Source organism: Corynebacterium sp. HMSC056E09 (genome assembly GCF_001813425.1).
GTDB classification, from domain to species: Bacteria; Actinomycetota; Actinomycetes; order Mycobacteriales; family Mycobacteriaceae; genus Corynebacterium; species Corynebacterium hesseae.
Genome location: NZ_KV812479.1, coordinates 28151 through 46182, shown reverse-complemented (window position 1 = coordinate 46182; position 18032 = coordinate 28151). Strand labels below are relative to the sequence as shown.

Genomic DNA, 18032 nt, shown 5'->3' with positions numbered 1-18032 from the left:
CCCCCGACGTGTCTACTTTCCGGGGGGCAGGCCCACGTGAGGTTGTGAGACAGGCACAGACGAAGCCGCGCTCTTCCCTCGCCTCTTCACGAACAGAGCTTCAGTCCCATCGTGAACACGCTCACCGCGTTTTGTTGCAACCGCTTTCCATGCTGCACCACGACCCGAAATCTTGACCAGACCGTGCCCCTCCAACATGCGTGCTGTGGTCTTGAATGTCTCGTAAGGCGGGTTGCCGACACACCCGTGCAAGATCCATTCAAGAACTTTCTTTTGCCGTTCGGTGAGTTCTTTCGCAGCCATGCACCTATTATCACGCAAATGAAACGGGGCGAAACGGGATTTTGACTGTCCCCTTTTCGCCGCCGCTGATCTGATAAGAACTACATCAGTTTCATTCACTCATCAACAAGTGCAAGCCATTCAGATTCAAGACCGCGATCTGGTTGAGATAGTCTCGCTTGTTCGCCACAGCGTGATTGCACATGTTGGTAATGTACTTGCGTACAGCGTCAAGATCACCCCCCATCAACGACAACAACGGCTTCGTCAATAGCTCTTGTGTGAACCCAGCCACCGACATTTCGGGGAATGTGTTCTCTAGCGAATAGGTATCGTGCAGCCACTGATCAACCTGTCGATACATGCCGTCTCGACCTACGCCGGGGTCAAGAATCTCATCATCCATGCCTGCTAGTTACGGCCAGGAGACACAACCGAACGGCACAGCATAGTGGCCCACATGGCTTGTGTGAAGCTCTGAAATAGGAATACGTGTAGGTGACTGAGAGCCGACGAGCCAACAATCTTCATTGACTACTCCGCCGAGTCTTCCAAAGTGATGATGGGTCACGGGAACGACCTTTCTTCGGTTGTATAGGTCGGCACACTATCCTCGTTCTCCCCTAGTTTTCGCATAGTTTCAACCAAACACATCAGATCTCACAAACCGGGTACCCGGTCGAAAATGAAGAATTTTTTAACTAATCCCCAGGTGTTTTCCCGTTCGAACAAAAAGTCGTAGATCCCTTTCAATGCCCTCGCGAAAACCGGGAACGATCCTTCTTATGACCAAACTTCGCGATTTCGGTGGGCCTTATGCGACGACCCTCACCCAAACCTCTGGGCCAGATTTCGCGATCGATCCCAACTTCAATCTGGGCAATAGTCAAGACACTTGGCCAAGCGCGGCCAGCAACAAAGTCACTGATCGTGGAGTGTCCAACGCCGGTAACCTCCGCCAAATCCTTAAGCGATTTCAGCTCAATGTTGTCGTGAACGTGGCGGCGAATGTTGCGAGCGGCGAGCTGGAGACGGGCGTGCGCCAGGTTCTTAATCTGAGCGTCGGGCCACTCAGGGTAGAGCTCTTTGGGGATGGGCTGTCGGGCGGGCATGTCACAAGCGTATCGAACACACGATCCGTCGCAGCTTCCACTCGCCTGGATGTCGTCGATCTTTACCGGTACAGTACGGAATCTATGGTGCTTTTACGCACCACCGATCGGAAGGACTCCAGCCGTGTCGTAGCTAGTTTCACCGGCCTCACAACAGATTGTGGGGTCGCTTAAGTGACGTTCCAGCATCCATACCTCAAGTACGCGCAGGGAGGTGAACCCCAGCCCATGAGCAACCAGGCTTTCACTGCCGCAGGTGACGCAGCCGAGGTCGGCATCATCAGCCTCGACGTGGTCGGCATGAACTCCCTCAAGCGTGCCATTGACGTTGTTGACGATTCGGGCGTGGAGTTGCTCATCGATACCTGGCGTGCCGAGGATGGATACGACCCGAGCAAGGGTGGCCGTCCAGCCACGATTCAGCCGCGCACGGTTCTCGCGCTCATGGCCCTGCTAACCATCGAAGCCAAGCCGCTGCACATCCAGCAAGCGGTCAACATCATCACCGATCGTGCAAACAACCAGGTCCTGCGCGCGCTCGGCCTGCCGCAGCGTCACGAGACCGATTACACCACTTACAAGGGCCGTCAGGCGTGGTACGAGAAGGTCTACCGCGCATGGAACAAGGTTAAGGATGTCGTGGATCCGAACCCGACCCTGACCTACCGCAAGCGCCTTACGACGGACGAGTTCGACTACCTAGTCTCTCTGGCTAACCCGGAAGAAACCCGCAAGCGTTACCTGCGACTGACCATGTTCACCAACGCACTCATCGCCGCGTCAGTGCGCCTTTTGCCCGAAGAGTACCGAGACGCATGGACGGGCGACGTAGCTGTAGACGGCACCCCTGTGCTCGCCGCTAAGTCGGGCAACCCGCGTGACCGCAAGCCGAAGCGCTCGTCAGACCCTGACGCAGGTTGGTACATCCGCGAAGGTGATCACAACGGCGACAAGGCCAAGTCCGCGCCTAAAAAGATGTACTGGGCATACGAGGCCACGATCGTCACACAGACGTTCCCTGCCCGCCAGGACAACCTGCCACAGCTCATTGTCGGCATGGCAATGGACAAGCCGGGCCACGCGCCGGCAGATCGTGCCATGGATGCCCTGCAGCATCTCATCGCCGACGAATCCCTGCCGAAGGGTGCCTTTATCGGCGACCGTGTCTACTACCCGATGAGCAAGCCTGAGAAGCTGCAGATCCCGCTGCGCAAGGCGGGCTACAAGGTCATGGGCGACCTCGTCAAGGGCCAGATGGGCCTACAGGCTACCTACCACGGAGCTCAGCTTATTGACGGCTCTTGGTTCTTCCCTGGCATGCCCGCCCGCTGGCGCGATGCTAGTGCCCTGTTTGCCGCTGGCGAGATGGATCGTGACGAGCTACTCGACATTATCGACCGTCGCCAAGCATTCGCTCTTCAAGTCAAGAAAATGCACAAGGATGGCTCAATCGACTTCTATTCCCCGGCACGTGGCAAGCGTGCCAAGCTCAAGGTTGACGGTATCGGCGTTGACAAGACTCTAGAAGGTTCCACCCTGCGTAAGGTGTTCGCTCGTGACTTGACTAAGGAAGACCGTAACAGTGCTGTCTTCAAGCAGACGCAGATTCGTATCCCTGTGGATGCAGCAGCAAAACACGTTCAGACGGGACCTTCTTGGGGAACGCAGGAATGGGCTGACACGTACCGTCGTGGTCGTAACACGATCGAGAGCCGGAACGCCCTTCTCAAGAACGGTCGCATGGGATTGGGCGACAAGACTCGCCGTCTCGTTCGTGGGTTCGCTAACGCGACCCTCGTAACCGCTTTGGGCATCGTGGGTGTCAACATTCACCTGATTCAGAAGTTCCTTCACCGAGTCGTATTCGACTTGAATACAAACCCCAGCGACCCGGTTCCAACTCAACCGTGTAAGCGAGTCTCTGACTGGAACACGTTCGGCAACGTCGCACCCCAGGCTCCCCCGGCTGCTGCCTAAAGACCAACAAAGACCACCGCCCGTATGGGCCGTGGTCTACAGGTCGTGGGCTACTGCCCGTTTAGCCGAAAATTCACTCTATCCCTGTTGCTTTCACGCACCAGGAATCGAGTAAAACAAGCAGAATCCCGATTCTCAGTAACGAGAATCGGGATTTCGTTTGGCGATTGTCAGTTTCGTGAACTCTGCAGGTCAGAAACGTGAAACCGCCTTTTTGTACCCCGTACGGGATTTGAACCCGTGTTACCGGCGTGAGAGGCCGGCGTCCTAGGCCGCTAGACGAACGGGGCTCGTTTAGCTGTCCGTTGCGGACTTGCTAAACACTATAGGATCGGCGAAAGAATGCACAAATCGGCAGCTAGTATGGCTTTTTACACAAAGAAAATCCCGAACCTCGTTGCCGCTTTCGACTGCGATGAAATCATTGACTCTCAGGGCCCGGGTGCGGATCGAATCAGTGGTTATTCCGCTGGCGTGCCGTTGGCAGCTGGGGCCGGAGCACTCGTTAGTCATCGCTAGAGGTTCGGGAGGACACGTGCGCTAACAGCATGTGGTGCAAGGCTCCTACTTCGCTCGAATGTTGGCTTTAAGAAGTTGTGGATTATGGCGATGCCGCCTCGTATTATCTGCTAGAGTCGCGTCGGCGATAGTGATGATTATCAGCTTCCGCCATCCGCTCTCCTTTCTGTCGGGAATGCCTTATACCTGCAGTGTATGACCGCCAAAGGCATAGCGGAAGGGATTAGACCAATTGGCCACTGGTATACCCCCTGGTAACTTTCCCAAGTCCGCTTGCACTTGGACTTTTAACCCTCCGGTAAGGGGCACAACCACACCACTCCTTGATTACAACAGCCCTCACCCCCCTTACTTGCACTTAATGCAAGTGATACACTTGCATTAGATGCAAACAAAGGAGTCAGGCCATGAACGATGAACTCAAGATCATTCAAGACGCCCAACAGCGGACCGCCTGGACACAAAGCTGGTGGGCGGTGGCACTTGTAGCGCTCGGTATCGGTAGCAGTCTTGCGCTATCCAAGGTGTCCTGGTGGTACACACTCGCAATCCTGATACCGACGTTCATTCTCGGTTTCCTCCTCAAGGACAAAATCGCGAACCCTTTTGTTCGCCCCAACCCCAACAAGGGGCCGAGGAACGATCGCGCGACATGGTCACGAGTAGTCCTCCCCTTCGCCATGATCATGTCAACTACACCGACCCCCGACACGTGGCCGTGGATGATCGCTTGCGGAGTCATAGTTACTGGCGCGACAGCCTGGATGCTTTACGAGAACAGTAACTCCGCCGTAAAGGGCATCAATGTCTAGGAAAGCATCTCACCAGCCCCCTGAGCTAGACCCAGTCATCCACCCCATCAATCGGCTCAAGATCTGCGCCACACTCTTCTCCGCCGGCGCCACCGAAGGACGGCAGATGAAGTACGGTCAACTCGCTGAGCTTACGGAACTCCCCGCCGATACGCTCTCCAAGCAACTAAAGCACCTCGAAGACCACAGCTACGTAAGCCGCACACGGGAGTACGGCTCTACGCGCGCCAAGGACGCCGTGTGGGTCACACTCACCGAGACTGGCACTGACGCCTACACACGGCACGTTCTAGCCCTCAAATCTATGACAGAAGGCCTATAAGCCTCCAGCCCAATAAGTCGGGCTAGGATTATGGCCGATGAAAGAAAAAGAGTGGCAAGCCCGTTATGCTTGCCACTCTTTAAGTGGTACCCCGTACGGGATTTGAACCCGTGTTACCGGCGTGAGAGGCCGGCGTCCTAGGCCGCTAGACGAACGGGGCATAGAACTGTGACCGCTGACTGCAAAGTGCCGCTGCTCTTTGCGCAGTTATCACTGCTGGCCTACCAGGACTCGAACCTAGAATGACGGTACCAGAAACCGTTGTGTTGCCAATTACACCATAGGCCATTATCGCTTTGAACTTGCTTGGGGCTTAACCCCTCGCCGCTCGCTGCAACGGTTTATTACTATATCCAGCACCACCGATACACACAAATCGCCAGGCCAGATAGCATTTTCGGGACATTAAGAACGATTCTTAATGCCCCGAAATTACAGGCCTGTGAGACTAGCGCTTGAGACTACTCAGCGCTCCACGGAGTCGCGGCCAGAGCTGCCTTAAGGCGAGCCAGCGTGGACTCCTTGCCCAGCAGCTCCATGGACTCGAACAGCGGCGGGGAAACCTGCTGCCCCGAGACCGCGACGCGCAGGGCGCCGTAGGCCTTGCGAGGCTTGAGACCGAGGTCGTCGATAAGCGCGCCAGAGAGAACCTTTTCAATCTCTTCGGTCTTCCACTCCCCGAGCTCCTCCAACTTGGCAATGGCGACCTCGAGAGGCTGAACAGCCTCCTCCTTGAGATTCTTCTTGGCCGCCTTGGCGTCGAGCTCCAGCTCAGCGTCCGACGTAGTTAGGAAGGACATCAACCCGTAAGCGTCAGACAGCGTCTTAATGCGGGTCTGCACCAAGTCGGCGGCGAAGGCGAACTTGTCTTCCGGGTAATCCACAGGGAAGTCGGTGTACTCGGTGAGGTAGTCCCGCAGGCGCTGAGCAAAGTCAGCCGGCTCAAGCAAACGAATGTGGTCGGCGTTGATGGCCTCCAGCTTCTTCTGATCGAAACGGGCGGGGTTGCCCAGGACGTCGTGCACATCGAAGTTGGCAATGAGCTCATCGACGGAGAAGATGTCCTTGTCCGCGGAAAGGGACCAGCCCAGCAGGGACAGGTAGTTGAGCATGCCCTCCGGGATGATGCCCGCATCGCGGTGGTTGAACAGGTTGGACTGCGGATCGCGCTTGGACAGCTTCTTGTTGCCCTCACCCATCACGAACGGCAGGTGGCCGAACTCCGGGGTCTGCTTGGCAATGCCCAACTCAATGAGCGCCTCGTAGAGGGCGAGCTGGCGCGGGGTGGAAGACAGCAGATCTTCGCCGCGCAACACGTGCGTAACCCCCATGAGCGCGTCATCGACGGGGTTAACCAACGTGTAGAGCGGTGCGCCATTGGAGCGGGCCACCACATAATCCGGCTGGGTCTCCGACTTAAAAGTCAGCTCTCCACGCACCAAGTCATTCCAAGTCCAGTCCTTGTCCGGCATGCGAAGGCGCCACACCGGCTTGCGACCTTCCGCCTCGAAGGCATCGATCTGCCCCTGGGTGAGGTCGCGGTCAAAGTTGTCGTAGCCAAGCTGCGGGTCGCGGCCGGCTGCCTTGTGGCGCGCCTGCACTTCTTCATTGGTGGAATAAGCCGGGTAGACATAGCCGCCATCCTTGAGCTTCTGCAGGACATCAGCATAAATATCCATGCGCTGCGACTGACGGTACGGCTCGTCCGGACCACCCACATTGACGCCTTCATCCCAGCCCAAGCCGAGCCAGTTCAGCGAATCAATGATGGCCTGGAAGGACTCCTCGGAGTCACGAGCGGCATCGGTGTCCTCGATGCGGAAGATGAGCTTGCCGCCGGTGTGGCGGGCATAGGCCCAGTTGAACAGCGCCGTGCGGACCATGCCCACGTGGGGCGTTCCTGTGGGCGACGGGCAAAAACGTACGCGGACGTCGGAAGTTGTTTCAGTCATGTCAACCATCGTAGTTCAGCGCCGAGTTGCTGCACCGCCCGCCCCACTTGGGGGTAATTGAACCCGGTTTCCACTAAGCGTGAACTGGGTTTTCGATTCAGACTAAACGGAATTGATTTCCATTCCCTATAGTGAAATTCTCTCGACAGAACTGAAGAAAGGTTCCACACTGTGGCTCGAACTCGCTCCGTGGCGCTGCTTACCTGCGCCACACTTCTCTTCTCCCCCGCTACCGCCGTAGCCGGCCCTGACGACGGCAAATACGTGGCCACCCAAACGCACATCGATTCCCCCAAAGCATTCTGGGAAGCCGATTCCCTTAACCTCAAGAGCCATTCAGCCGAATCCGACCACGATCTCGCCGACACCGTCACGTGGGTAGGCAAAGGCTGGGACCAGAACGGCACGAACCAATACCAGTTCACCGTGCCTGAAGACCCTGCGCTCTCCTTCCTAGGGAAGCCGGGCGAAACCTATTACATGGCCCCTGCCAGCGTGCAGGGCAGCCTGGACCCGGTATGGATGGGCTTTGGCGCGGACACTGAGCTGCCTGTCGACACCTTCCGCGATAGCATCGCCTCCCTCGACCTGTTAAGCGTCGATGGACCGGGCGAAGTAGAGATGTTTGGCTACTACCCCGGCCCTGGAGGGCTTCAACGATTCTTTGGCACGTCGGAGGGCGCACCTCACTCCGCGTGGCTGACTAGTGGCACGCATACCCACAACTTCACTGTCTTTTCCAAACCCGGGCGCTACCAGCTCACATACCAAACCACCGCGCGAAACAAAGACGGCGAGTTCATTTCCTCCAAGCCGACAACCACGTCCATTCAGGTCGGCGGGCAGCGCCCGTCAGACCACAGCACTCCCTCCCTCAAGGAGCGCTTCGAGCAGGCATCCGCGGGGGATGCTAGCCAGAAGGACTATCGCTTGCGCATCGCCCCTGCCAAGTCCCGTGACAAAGATGGAGATGAGCGGCTTTCCTCCATCGACTTCACTGGGGGCAGTAACGGCACGCTCACGCTGCTTATCGACGGCTACTTCCTCACCGACCTGCCGGTTACCGACGGGAAAGCCCACTTTGACGAGTTCCTAGGCCCAGAATCCTCCGAGATTCAGGCGGTGTACACCCCAGAAGATGGCAGCCCGCGGTGGGTATCCGAGCAGCTCAAGTACTCCGAGGGTGCAGAAGTAGCCACCACATCGAAGACGTCCGCGGAGTCCTGGACCGAGACTACAAACCCCCGTCAACTCTTCTCCGGAGAAGAGGTTTCGCTATCTGACACGGGACTGTCCGCGCGCGCCGTTCCGGAGGGCGAAGACGCCACCCGCATCATCCTGGAGGCAGCCGATACAAACCTGGAAGGCTACGTGCACGGTGGCTTCTTTAGTAAGGGAAGCTCGCTTCCGGACATCGATTTCGACGGCACTATCACCCGCGGCCGCGCGGAATTTGTCGTCGGTGCCGATGCAAACTTCAACGGCAATACCGTGCGCCTCGATATTCTTCCGCACCCAAGCATCACGCAAGACTCCGGCAGCATCACGCTGACCGACAATTTCGCTTTCGGAAAAACGTACGAGCGCGTGGGCAAACTCGGCGCTGGGGCTCAGGCTCCTGCGCCAGCCCCAGATAACACTCCTCAGCCCGAACCCGGCGACAACACCGGTGTCTGCGCCGACAAGGCAGTGCTCGACCACGGACACGTCGATATTTCGGTATCCCGTGACGGCGATAAGTTTCTCACCCGCCTCAAGGATGAAACGGCCATCGTGGATAAGAAGACCGTCGAGCGCCCGCTTGACGACGTCGTCCTCGCAGTACACGACAACGCCCTGCGCTCCCGCCCCGCCGCGCTCAACGGCAAGGAATTCGACTACCTGGGCAAGGAGAAATTCTTCCTCCTCCCCCAAACCCAAGAGCAGAGCATCATCTGGCCGGGATATAACACCCAAGCTCTCAACTACAAGGACTATAAAGACGGCAAGGTCATGCTCAATATTAAGCCCGTCGAGAAGCCTGAAGGCGCAGAAATTGGGCTCTTCACTACTGAAGGATTAGGCAAAGGTTTTACCCCGCTGATCAACTCAGCGGAGGGGGACTTGTCCATCGAGACCACTTTTGCCTCGCATACCCACAGCAATTGGGTCTTTACCAAGCCGGGTATCTACAAACTCGAAGTCAGCTACACGGCCACCACCGCCGATGGCAAAGAAATTTCCTCCGAACCCCAGGTGCTCACCGTCGCGGCCGGAGACGCCGCAATCAAGGACTGCGCAAGCTCCAAGGGAGGAAGCGAAGGCGAAGGCACCGACACACCCGGCGGCAAGAAGCCAGGAAACACGAAGCCCAGTGGAGATAAGGGGACGACGTCCTCTAAGCCCAAGCTCGACAGCCTGTGGGGATTAGTGCTTCCGGTCGTCGTGGCCCTCATTTTCCAACGCCTTTTCAATTTCTACAACGACCACAGAGCCCAGATCGAGGCCCGCTTCAACGGTCTACTTCACCGCTAGAAAGGACACTTCGATTGCATTCCGCACCGCTGAAAACATTCAATGCCGCCGTGTGCGCCATCGCCGTGACACTTCTCGTGTCCGTCTTTGGCTTTCCAGCGACTGCCCGCGCCGAAAGCGAGGTTATAGATTCTGGGCACGTGGATGCCTTCTATGTCTCCGCGCCGGATGGTCAGCTGACGCTGTCGATGAAGGAAGACGTAACTGGTAGTGGCGTCATCAGGCCCGGTAACGATGTCACCCTCAAGGTGGCTGAGGAGGCATGGAGCGAGGCGACCGAGCGCATCGATGGCATCGGCACACCGACGTACTACCTCCCCCAGACCCAGGACAGCTCACTCCTGTGGCCGGGTTGGGATACGCAAGCGGCCCAATCTGCTGGATATAAGGACGTGAACTTCGAATTTGTTGAGGTCACCGGGCCCGGCGACATTTTCATCTTCGAAACCGCAGGCTTTGGTGATATTCAACCGGTCACGGACGCCGGCGAGCTCGACTTGGTGTCCGGTGACGTCATCAATCAGGCTTACCCGGCGCACCGCCACGTCAATTGGGCGTTTAGCGAACCTGGTACGTACACCATGACTGTTCAGGCTGAATCCAACGGCGACACGAGTAATCAGGTCACCTATACCTGGGACGTCGGCGACGGCGAAGCCGCTCCCCAGGATTCCGGGGACGAGGAATCCAGCGTCGATGATGGCACTGACGGTGCCGACGATGACCACGGGGCTGCGCAAGGCGCCGCCTCCCCTGAGCAATCTGCTTCCTCCAACTCCGGCTCACGCTCTCACGCTGGAAGCACCGGAGCCGGCAGCTCTGGAGGCGCTGACCGCGGATCGGCCACCGCTGCCGGTGCCAAAGACACCAAACAACAGGCCCACAACAAGGAGCGTAAAGACCGCACAGCTCGCGGGGAAAGGAAGGAGCGCAAGCCTTCTCACCGATCCGCCGAAACCGCGGACGGGGAGAATGTGGACACGGTGGCTGCGGCCGGCTACTACGACAGCGGGCAAAACCTGTTGCCGTGGGGCATCGGCATCCTCGGCCTGGGAATGCTTGTGCTGGGCCTGGCGCTAGCGCGCCTCGCGCTGCTGAGGGGCCGCGACTGATGTCTCGGAAAGTACGCACTCGGATGGCGTGCACCGCGATTCTTTCCGCCATCTCTCTCGGCGCCTCAGCGCTGAGTGGCTGCGCGAACACTGCCAGCGGAGACGATGCAAAGGTGAAGGTGGTGGCGACGACACCGATACTGGGGGACGTCGCCAAGCATGTGGCCGGACATGACGCCACGGTGACGACCCTGATCCCCGCGGGAAAGGATCCCCATACCTTTGAACCGAGCCTGCGCTCGGTGCGGGACATCGCAAACGCAGACGTACTGTTGTCCAACGGGTTCCTTCTCGAGCCACAGAATCTGCTGAAGTCCATGAAGGAGTCCTCGGATGTGCCCGTCACGGAGGTGGCGGATCAGGCCTCCACGCGTGGAGCGAAGCTGGTCCCGCTGGTGGAGAACATCGCACTCGACGCCGTGTGGCTGGGGTTGCGCGTGCGCAACGCGCCCCTGGGGACCTCAAGCGTCGACCTGCGCCTGATCGACGCAGAAGGCCCGGGCGATGCCGCCGCCTACGTGGTCTCGACATTCGGTACGCCAGAGGTCCTTTTTAACACCGCCGATGGGATAGATCCGCACGAGGATTCCACGACGCTGCCAGCCAACGCCCACACGCACGTGTCCTGGGCTTTTAGCAGGCCCGGTATCTACAGGATGAGCTTTGGCGCTCACGATGGCTCCCCGCAGGAATTCACAGTGGCGGTGGGCGTAAGCGCACCTAAGGGGATGCGCGAAATCGATGCGGGCCACGTGGATATCACCGCTGACATGGCTACAGGAAAACTCGACTTAGAGGACCAAGGCGAGCGTTTTGATCCGAAAACCACGGTGTTGCGCGTCCCTAACTCCGCGCTGCAGGAGATCCCGTCGGATCCCTCCTACCGTTTCTTGGGCCGTCCAGGCGATGAAACCTATCTCCTGCCGCAGGCGGTGTTAGGGAAACACATTCACGGTGAGGTGGACCCGCACCTGTGGCATAACGCCGCCAACGTTGTCAGTTTTACCGAGGTCATCGCTGAACAGCTTGCCCAGGCAGACCCCTCACACGGCGCGGACTACCGTGCCCGCGCCCAGGACTACATCACGCAGTTGCGGGAAGCTGATGCCGAAGTAAGAAGGCTCATCTCCGCCATCCCGGAGCGCAACCGCCACCTGGTTACGCCGCATCACGGTTATGCCTACTTGGAGCAAGGCTACGGCATTGATATTGCGGGCTTCGTTACTCCGAACCCGGCCATCGAGCCCTCGCCGCGCGATGTCATCGCTCTGCGCCGCACCTTGGAGAACCTCCAGCTTCCCGCCGTATTCGTGGAACCGACGCAACAAGCCAGCGCGGATGTCATCCGGGAAGCCGCCGATTCCCTCGGGGTGGCTGTATGCCCGATTTACGGCGACACGCTTGATGACGCCGTTCCGACGTATCTCGACCTCTTGCGCTTCAACGCGCACTCACTCAACCGCTGTCTCAGCAACACAACAAAGGAATCTCATGTCTAAACTCACCATCCGAACCGTCACTATGCCGCTTGCGGCAGCACTTACCGCCGCGGCCTTGGCCTTCGCACCGGCAGCTGCCTTTGCCGGAGATCTCGCCCAGGTGGTCAGCGCTAACGAAGAGGTAGCCGCGCCTGGAACGGCTGCCACCATCGATCACGGCCACGTCGACCTAGGGCTCCTGCTCTCCGAAGGCCAAGCTGAGTTCCTCGCTCGCGATGATTCGGCTGAAACACCCGTGTGGCGCCAGCCCGAGGATGTGGTCTTCCAGGTGGGTGACAACGCCCTGTTGACTCTGCCGGAGGACAAGGCATTCTCCTTCGTTGGCGCAGAACCTGGCTCGCAGGTGTGGGTCGTACCGCAAACGGAGCAGGCTGACGTTCCGTGGTTGGGCTGGAATACCCAAGCTCCCTCATTGGCAGACAATGTTGAGCGAGGAGTGACCATGGAGTTCCTCGGGCACCAAGGCCCGGGTGACTTCTCCCTCTTCCTGCAAAACGGCGGCTTCGAAGAACCTCAGCTGCTGTGGTCTACAGCAACCGGGGACTCAGAAGGCTTCTGGGTGGACTTGGGCACTCATACCCACGCCAATTGGGTGTTCACCGAGCCCGGCATTCACCAGATCCGGGTCCGCATGAGCGGCGAGGGCGCAGGAGAAAGCGCCGGAAAAGAGGTTGCTGCCGAAGCCACCTTGACCTTCGCCGTGGGCGATGACGCCGACGTTGCGCAAGCACAGGCCGTGGAATGGGACCCCAATGCCGAGTCCTCCGCCACATCCGGCTCTATGTCGGCATCGGTGCCGACGTGGATCTGGGTGCTCGCGGGCGTAGGCGTCCTAGTGCTCATCGGTGCCATCATCGCGGTCGTGCGCGCGAAGGGTGGGCGGCGTGGCTAATCCCTTCATTACGGTGAACGATCTGTCCGTATCGCTGTCCGGCCGCCGCGTCATCGACGGGGCAAGCTTTTCTGTTAACCCTGGCGAGTTTATCGGGCTCCTCGGCCCGAACGGCGCTGGCAAAACCACGCTCATGCGCGCTGTCTTAGGCCTCGTGCCCTTTACCGGGACCATCGACGTGACCACCTCGCTTGGCTATGTCCCGCAGCGCCACGACGTGGAGTGGGACTTCCCCATCAGCGTGGCCAAGGCGGTGCTGAGTGGGCGCACTGGACTAGTGGGGTGGTTCCGGCGCCCAGGGCGCCTCGATAAGGAGGCCGCACGGCGCGCCATCGAGCTGACCAACCTGGAAGAATTCGCACGGCGTCCTATAGCCCAACTTTCCGGCGGGCAACGCCAGCGCGTCCTCATCGCCCGCGCCTTAGCCTGCGAACCAGAGGTGCTGCTTCTCGACGAACCTTTCACCGGACTCGACGCCCCCAATACCGAAGAGCTCTTGCTTCTCTTTGACAAGCTCACTACGGATGGGACCAGCGTTGTCATGTCCACGCACAACCTCTCAGAGGCCGTGCATTCCTGCTCACGGCTTGTGCTCTTCAACCGGGGCATCATCGCTGACGGCCCGGCGGAAACCCTGCGCTTAACCCCGCAGCCCTGGAGCACCACCTTCGGGGTCTCAGCCTCCTCGCCCCTGCTCTCTGCGATTGGGGTGGCGGCATGATCGACATCTCGCTAGTTGAGTTCTTCCAAGACCTCACCAACCCGCACTTGGACTTCCTCGCCCGCGCAGTAGGGATCTCCCTTCTCGCCGCAATCGTGTGCGGCGTGGTGGGGTGCTACGTCGTGCTGCGTGGAATGGCCTTCATCGGCGATGCAGTGTCCCACGCAGTGTTTCCGGGACTGGCCATCGCCTTCGCACTTCACGGGTCAGTACTGCTGGGCGGCGCCGTGGCGGGTTGCGCGGTGGCCGTGCTCATCGCGTGCTTCTCCCAGCGGCGAACTGTGCGCGAAGATTCCGTCATCGGCATCTTCTTTGCCGCTACCTTTGCGCTCGGCATGGTGATCATCTCACGCGTGGAGGGTTACACGGCCTCGCTCACCAGCTTTCTTTTCGGCTCGCTGACGGGTGTCTCCCACGCTGATCTCTACACCGCGTTCACCGTCTCGGTGCTTATCGTGGCCACAGTATTGCTCCTCGGCCCCCAGCTCACAGCCACCTGCCTAGACAAAGAGACTGCCCGTGCCATGGGGCTTCCCGTCTTTGTTCTAGACATCGTGCTTTACCTTTGCGTCACGGGCGCGGTGGTTATCTCCGTGGGAACCATCGGCAACGTCCTCGTCCTGGCCCTCCTCATCACCCCAGCCGCGACCGCCAGGCTGCTCTGTGACTCGCTGGGGTCAATGATGGTCGCCTCCGCGGTGATCGGTTCGCTGGGCAGCTTCTTCGGAATCTACCTTGCATGGGCCATCGATCTTCCCGCCGGCGCAACCATCGTTCTGCTGCTCACCGCCTTCTTCCTTGTGGCGTGGGCACTCTCCCCTCTACTGCATTCCCGCCGCGACGCGGCATCCACCTCGCAATCACACACCTCGAAGGAGACCTTGTCCGCATGAACTCTTTCCATATGACACGTATGAGCTTCCGCCCGCTTACCCTGACCGCTGTCGCTGCACTAGCTCTCAGTACCCCACCCTTGGTAGCCGCTGCACCGCCAGCCCTCGCCGAAGAGCACGCGAGCGAGGCCTCCTGCGATGCCGACTCCCTGCACGCCTTTACCCGTGGACACCAAGACCTAGCATTGGTCGGAGATTCCGGAAACCTCTCCTTCTTGGCCCGCGATGACGAGTCAGGCAAGGACTACACCTCTGGCGAGTTTTACGTGGAGGTGGGCAGCAACGCCGCCTTCGAAGAATCCGCAGGCAACGACATCCCATCGAAAGGCTGGCAGATTCCCCAAACCCAGAACCCGGATATCCCCTGGGTTGGATTCAACACCAGCTACCTCGACGAGGCTGCAGCAGCCGACGCCACCCTATCCTTAACGCTGCACGCCGCGCCGGACGGCGGGCGCATGGTGGGTTTCCAGAACTCTGTGGGCGCTGAACCCACCGTGCTCTTTGATTCAGATAACCCGGATATCACTTGGGACTACCCCGATCACTTCCACAGCCACACCGGGATAATCTTCACCGAACCGGGAGCATACGCCGCTACCTTCACGTTCACGCTCAACGATGGCTCCGAGCACTCCATCGACGTACCGTTCTTGGTCGGCGACGCCGATGCCTCCGACATCTGCGAATTGGAGTGGGACTCCAGCGAAGGCGACGATGCTGGCTCGGGCAGCCCGAAGAGCCGGCCGCAGCAACTGGCGAAAGACATTAATGACACCACCAAGTCCGTCGCACAGTTGGATAAGACTATGGACAAAACACTCAAGGAGGCAGATACCCTCCTCAACGGTGGAAAGCCCTCCGAAACAAGTCGGGCTCAGGATTCGCGGCACTCCACGCGTCCGAGTGCACGCAGTAAAGCACAACCGGGAACATCACCAACGTCTAAAGAGCCCAGTACTGAACGCCCAGCTGATGGCCAGCGCTCAGTGTCGCAGTCCCAGAACTCAGCACAGAACGGTGTAGCACACACAACGCAAGGACAGAGAGATTCGGCACACCGTGGGGCGTCGCAAAGCACTGCTTCCTCAGGAGAAAAAGGCTCCACGCGCAACACCGCTGCCAACCGGGAACGCGGCGCAAAGCAGGAAGCACAGCAACAGCGCTCTGCGTCCGACTCCAACGAAGACTATGCTGACGCCGAAAACATCCAGGCCATGAGCTATGGAGCCCCGATGGTCGGCTTCTGGGCAGGCTTTCTCGCAGGCATGGGCTCCCTGGCCCTGCTACTTGGTATCGGGCTGTTTGTTGCCGTGCAGTTCTTCCGCCCGCGCAATCGCGACTAGCACCTCGATACCGGTCATATCACAAAAGCAAGGGATCTGGTTTCGGCGCTAGCAGCGGAAGGAACTAGAGTTATTCCTTATGTGTGAAAACAGACCCTCTACCGCCCCCGACTTCCTCCTGTCCCGCGCGACGGGGTCTGTGCGTACCCAAGGTTCAACCACCACCTTTACTGATGTCGATGACGCAGTGTCCGCACTACACGACGGCAGCGCGCCCATGGTCGTCGGCGCACTTCCCTTTCACAAGGGCGACCCAGCTGCGCTCACCGTGCCGCGCAGCATCATTCGTGAGGACGGGCCTCTTGAGCCCCATGCTTACTACCGCTGCGGCAAGCTCAATGCGCGCGTGACCGGTTTTGATCCGGAGCCGGAAGAGCACCTGCGCCGCATTGAGGCCGCCATCGCTACGATCGAAGCCTCCAAGCTGGACAAGGTGGTTCTTGCTCGCGCCGTTGACATTGAGTTCAATGCTCCGGTGGATCCGCTCCTCGTGGCCGCGCGGTTGATCGATCTATCCTCGAACCGCGATGGCTTCATCGCCGACCTCTCGCCGGCGGGGCGCCCGGGTTCTATGCTCGTGGGCTCCTCCCCGGAAGTGTTGATTAAGAAGCAAGGCTCAACGGTTACGGCCTTCCCCCTAGCTGGCTCGGCGCCCCGCCAGGCCGATAAGGCACACGATATCAAGGCCGGTCAAGACCTCCAGAACTCAGGCAAGGATCTGCGCGAGCATGCCTTCGTCGTGGACCACATCCGCCGGATCCTGCAGCCGCTGTGCAGGACTCTCGATGCCCCCACCACCCCGCAGCTGACCTCCACGAACGAGATGTGGCATCTGGGGACCCCGATTGCGGGAACACTGAAGGATTCGAATTTCACGGCACTCGAACTGGCCGAGCTGATCTACCCCACCCCCGCCATCTGCGGCACCCCCACGGAAGCCGCGCAAGCGCTGATCGAAACCGCCGAAGCCGACCGCGGCTTCTACGCCGGTGCAGTGGGCTGGTGCGATGACTCCGGCGATGGCGAGTACATGGTGGCCATCCGCTGCGCCGAGGTGGCCGGCGATGGGCTCTCCGCCCGCGCGTGGGCGGGCGGCGGAATCGTCGTGGATTCCGACCCGACGGCCGAGCTTCAGGAAACCACGGCGAAGTTGCGCACCATTCTCAAAGCACTCGGCCTTTAGGCGCGCTCAATCGGGTTGGTCAGGCTGCCCACGCCGGGGATCTCAATTTCGATGGTATCGCCCGGCACCATCGGCGCCGTACCAGCCGGGGAACCTGTGGTGATGACATCGCCGGGCAGCAGCGTGTAAGACTGCGAGATCTCCGCGATGATGCCGCCCATCTTCACGATCATCTGGTCGGTGTTGGAATCCTGCTTTTGCTCGCGCTTGCCATCGTGGGTCAGGTAAGCGTTGATCTTCTGGTCATCGAGGTCGATGCAGTCCAGGTCCGTCTCGATCCACGGGCCCAGCGGGCAGAAGGTGTCAATGCCCTTCGCACGTGCCCACTGGCCATCCTGGAACTGCAGGTCGCGCGAAGAGACATCGTTGCAGATGGTGTAGCCAACGACATGATCGCGCCACTTCTCCGGATCAATATTCTTCGAGACCTTTGAGATCACGACCGCGAGCTCTCCCTCGAACTCCACGTTGGTGGCGAACTCCGGGATCTTGATGGGGGCACCGGGACCAATGACCGCGGTGGAGGGCTTAATAAAGATCGTCGGCGGCAGGTGCTCCGCGGATTCCTTGAAGACCTCAGCCACGTGGTCGGCGTAGTTGCGGCCAAGCGCCACGACCTTGGTGGGCAGGGTCGGCGCCAGCAAGCGCACCTCGCTCAGCGGCCACTCGCGGCCAGTTGGCTCCGGCGGGGTAAACGGGGTGCCGGAGATTTCCTTGGCCACCAGCTGGTCAAGCGGGGCGTCGGCGGGGCCATCAATGATGGCGAAACAAATACCTTCGGTGTGAGCAATTCGTCCTAAACGCATGACGGCCATACTACTCGCAAGGGTTTTTCACTCGCGTTCAGGGGCTAGGTGTAAAGCTTGCAAAGAATGCGATGATACTGCAGGCGTCCA

The 18032-nt window shown here is 59.4% G+C and carries 15 protein-coding genes and 3 tRNA genes; 11 read left to right on the top strand and 7 right to left on the bottom strand.

The window, feature by feature from the left end; genetic code table 11:
* Positions 1 to 394: 394 nt before the first annotated feature.
* The gene (locus HMPREF2912_RS01545) at positions 395 to 688 is read right to left on the bottom strand and encodes a hypothetical protein (protein ID WP_070683083.1); all 294 of its coding nucleotides are present in this window, start codon (positions 686 to 688) and stop codon (positions 395 to 397) included.
* A 343-nt stretch (positions 689 to 1031) separates the two neighbouring features.
* On the bottom strand, positions 1032 to 1394 hold the full coding sequence (locus HMPREF2912_RS13140; protein ID WP_070683082.1) for a helix-turn-helix domain-containing protein: 363 nt from the start codon (positions 1392 to 1394) through the stop codon (positions 1032 to 1034).
* Between the two features lie 228 nt (positions 1395 to 1622).
* On the opposite strand from HMPREF2912_RS13140, the gene HMPREF2912_RS13135 reads away from it, so the two are divergent.
* Entirely contained in the window at positions 1623 to 3371 is a 1749-nt protein-coding gene (locus HMPREF2912_RS13135) for a hypothetical protein (RefSeq protein WP_070683081.1), read from the top strand.
* A gap of 217 nt (positions 3372 to 3588) precedes the next feature.
* Here HMPREF2912_RS13135 and HMPREF2912_RS01530 read toward each other — a convergent pair.
* Positions 3589 to 3661, bottom strand: a tRNA-Glu gene (locus HMPREF2912_RS01530).
* A 636-nt stretch (positions 3662 to 4297) separates the two neighbouring features.
* On the opposite strand from HMPREF2912_RS01530, the gene HMPREF2912_RS01525 reads away from it, so the two are divergent.
* Together HMPREF2912_RS01525 and HMPREF2912_RS01520 are read left to right on the top strand one after the other, a co-directional pair.
* On the top strand, positions 4298 to 4702 hold the full coding sequence (locus HMPREF2912_RS01525) for a hypothetical protein (protein ID WP_070683080.1): 405 nt from the start codon (positions 4298 to 4300) through the stop codon (positions 4700 to 4702).
* On the top strand, positions 4695 to 5024 hold the full coding sequence (locus HMPREF2912_RS01520) for a transcriptional regulator (protein WP_070683079.1): 330 nt from the start codon (positions 4695 to 4697) through the stop codon (positions 5022 to 5024). Before HMPREF2912_RS01525 ends, HMPREF2912_RS01520 begins: the two co-directional genes overlap by 8 nt.
* 84 nt (positions 5025 to 5108) lie before the next feature.
* Here the strand turns inward: HMPREF2912_RS01520 and HMPREF2912_RS01515 are convergent.
* The 3 genes from HMPREF2912_RS01515 to gltX form a co-directional block, all read right to left on the bottom strand.
* A tRNA-Glu gene (locus HMPREF2912_RS01515) sits at positions 5109 to 5184 on the bottom strand.
* A gap of 56 nt (positions 5185 to 5240) precedes the next feature.
* Positions 5241 to 5312 (bottom strand) — tRNA-Gln (locus tag HMPREF2912_RS01510).
* 173 nt (positions 5313 to 5485) lie between these two features.
* Positions 5486 to 6985 carry a glutamate--tRNA ligase gene (gene gltX / locus HMPREF2912_RS01505; RefSeq protein WP_083312468.1) on the bottom strand — a complete coding sequence of 500 codons (1500 nt, stop codon included), beginning with the start codon at positions 6983 to 6985 and terminating at the stop codon, positions 5486 to 5488.
* Positions 6986 to 7147: 162 nt separating this feature from the next.
* Here gltX and HMPREF2912_RS01500 point away from each other — a divergent pair, with 162 nt between their 5' ends.
* The 8 genes from HMPREF2912_RS01500 (at position 7148) to HMPREF2912_RS01465 (ending at position 17136) form a co-directional block, all read left to right on the top strand.
* Complete coding sequence (locus HMPREF2912_RS01500) at positions 7148 to 9490, top strand: choice-of-anchor M domain-containing protein (RefSeq protein ID WP_070683078.1); 2343 nt, start codon at positions 7148 to 7150, stop codon at positions 9488 to 9490.
* Between the two features lie 14 nt (positions 9491 to 9504).
* Positions 9505 to 10602, top strand: a complete 1098-nt coding sequence (locus HMPREF2912_RS01495) for a choice-of-anchor M domain-containing protein (RefSeq protein ID WP_070683077.1) — start codon at positions 9505 to 9507, stop codon at positions 10600 to 10602.
* The gene (locus HMPREF2912_RS01490; RefSeq protein WP_070683076.1) at positions 10602 to 12101 is read left to right on the top strand and encodes an anchored repeat ABC transporter, substrate-binding protein; all 1500 of its coding nucleotides are present in this window, start codon (positions 10602 to 10604) and stop codon (positions 12099 to 12101) included. The genes HMPREF2912_RS01495 and HMPREF2912_RS01490 overlap by 1 nt, the downstream gene beginning before the upstream one ends.
* Complete coding sequence (locus HMPREF2912_RS01485) at positions 12094 to 12993, top strand: choice-of-anchor M domain-containing protein (RefSeq protein ID WP_070683075.1); 900 nt, start codon at positions 12094 to 12096, stop codon at positions 12991 to 12993. The genes HMPREF2912_RS01490 and HMPREF2912_RS01485 overlap by 8 nt, the downstream gene beginning before the upstream one ends.
* Positions 12986 to 13714: an anchored repeat-type ABC transporter ATP-binding subunit gene (locus HMPREF2912_RS01480; RefSeq protein ID WP_070683074.1), complete on the top strand. Its 729-nt coding sequence runs from the start codon at positions 12986 to 12988 to the stop codon at positions 13712 to 13714. Before HMPREF2912_RS01485 ends, HMPREF2912_RS01480 begins: the two co-directional genes overlap by 8 nt.
* Positions 13711 to 14607 (top strand): anchored repeat-type ABC transporter permease subunit, encoded by an 897-nt coding sequence (locus tag HMPREF2912_RS01475; protein ID WP_070683073.1) that lies wholly within the window; start codon positions 13711 to 13713, stop codon positions 14605 to 14607. Before HMPREF2912_RS01480 ends, HMPREF2912_RS01475 begins: the two co-directional genes overlap by 4 nt.
* Positions 14604 to 15953: a choice-of-anchor M domain-containing protein gene (locus HMPREF2912_RS01470; RefSeq protein ID WP_070683072.1), complete on the top strand. Its 1350-nt coding sequence runs from the start codon at positions 14604 to 14606 to the stop codon at positions 15951 to 15953. The genes HMPREF2912_RS01475 and HMPREF2912_RS01470 overlap by 4 nt, the downstream gene beginning before the upstream one ends.
* A 79-nt stretch (positions 15954 to 16032) precedes the next feature.
* Positions 16033 to 17136: an isochorismate synthase gene (locus HMPREF2912_RS01465; RefSeq protein WP_070683071.1), complete on the top strand. Its 1104-nt coding sequence runs from the start codon at positions 16033 to 16035 to the stop codon at positions 17134 to 17136.
* On the opposite strand, the gene HMPREF2912_RS01460 is transcribed toward HMPREF2912_RS01465, so the two are convergent.
* Positions 17133 to 17942 carry a fumarylacetoacetate hydrolase family protein gene (locus HMPREF2912_RS01460; protein ID WP_185963178.1) on the bottom strand — a complete coding sequence of 270 codons (810 nt, stop codon included), beginning with the start codon at positions 17940 to 17942 and terminating at the stop codon, positions 17133 to 17135. The genes HMPREF2912_RS01465 and HMPREF2912_RS01460 overlap by 4 nt on opposite strands.
* Positions 17943 to 18032 lie beyond the last annotated feature (90 nt).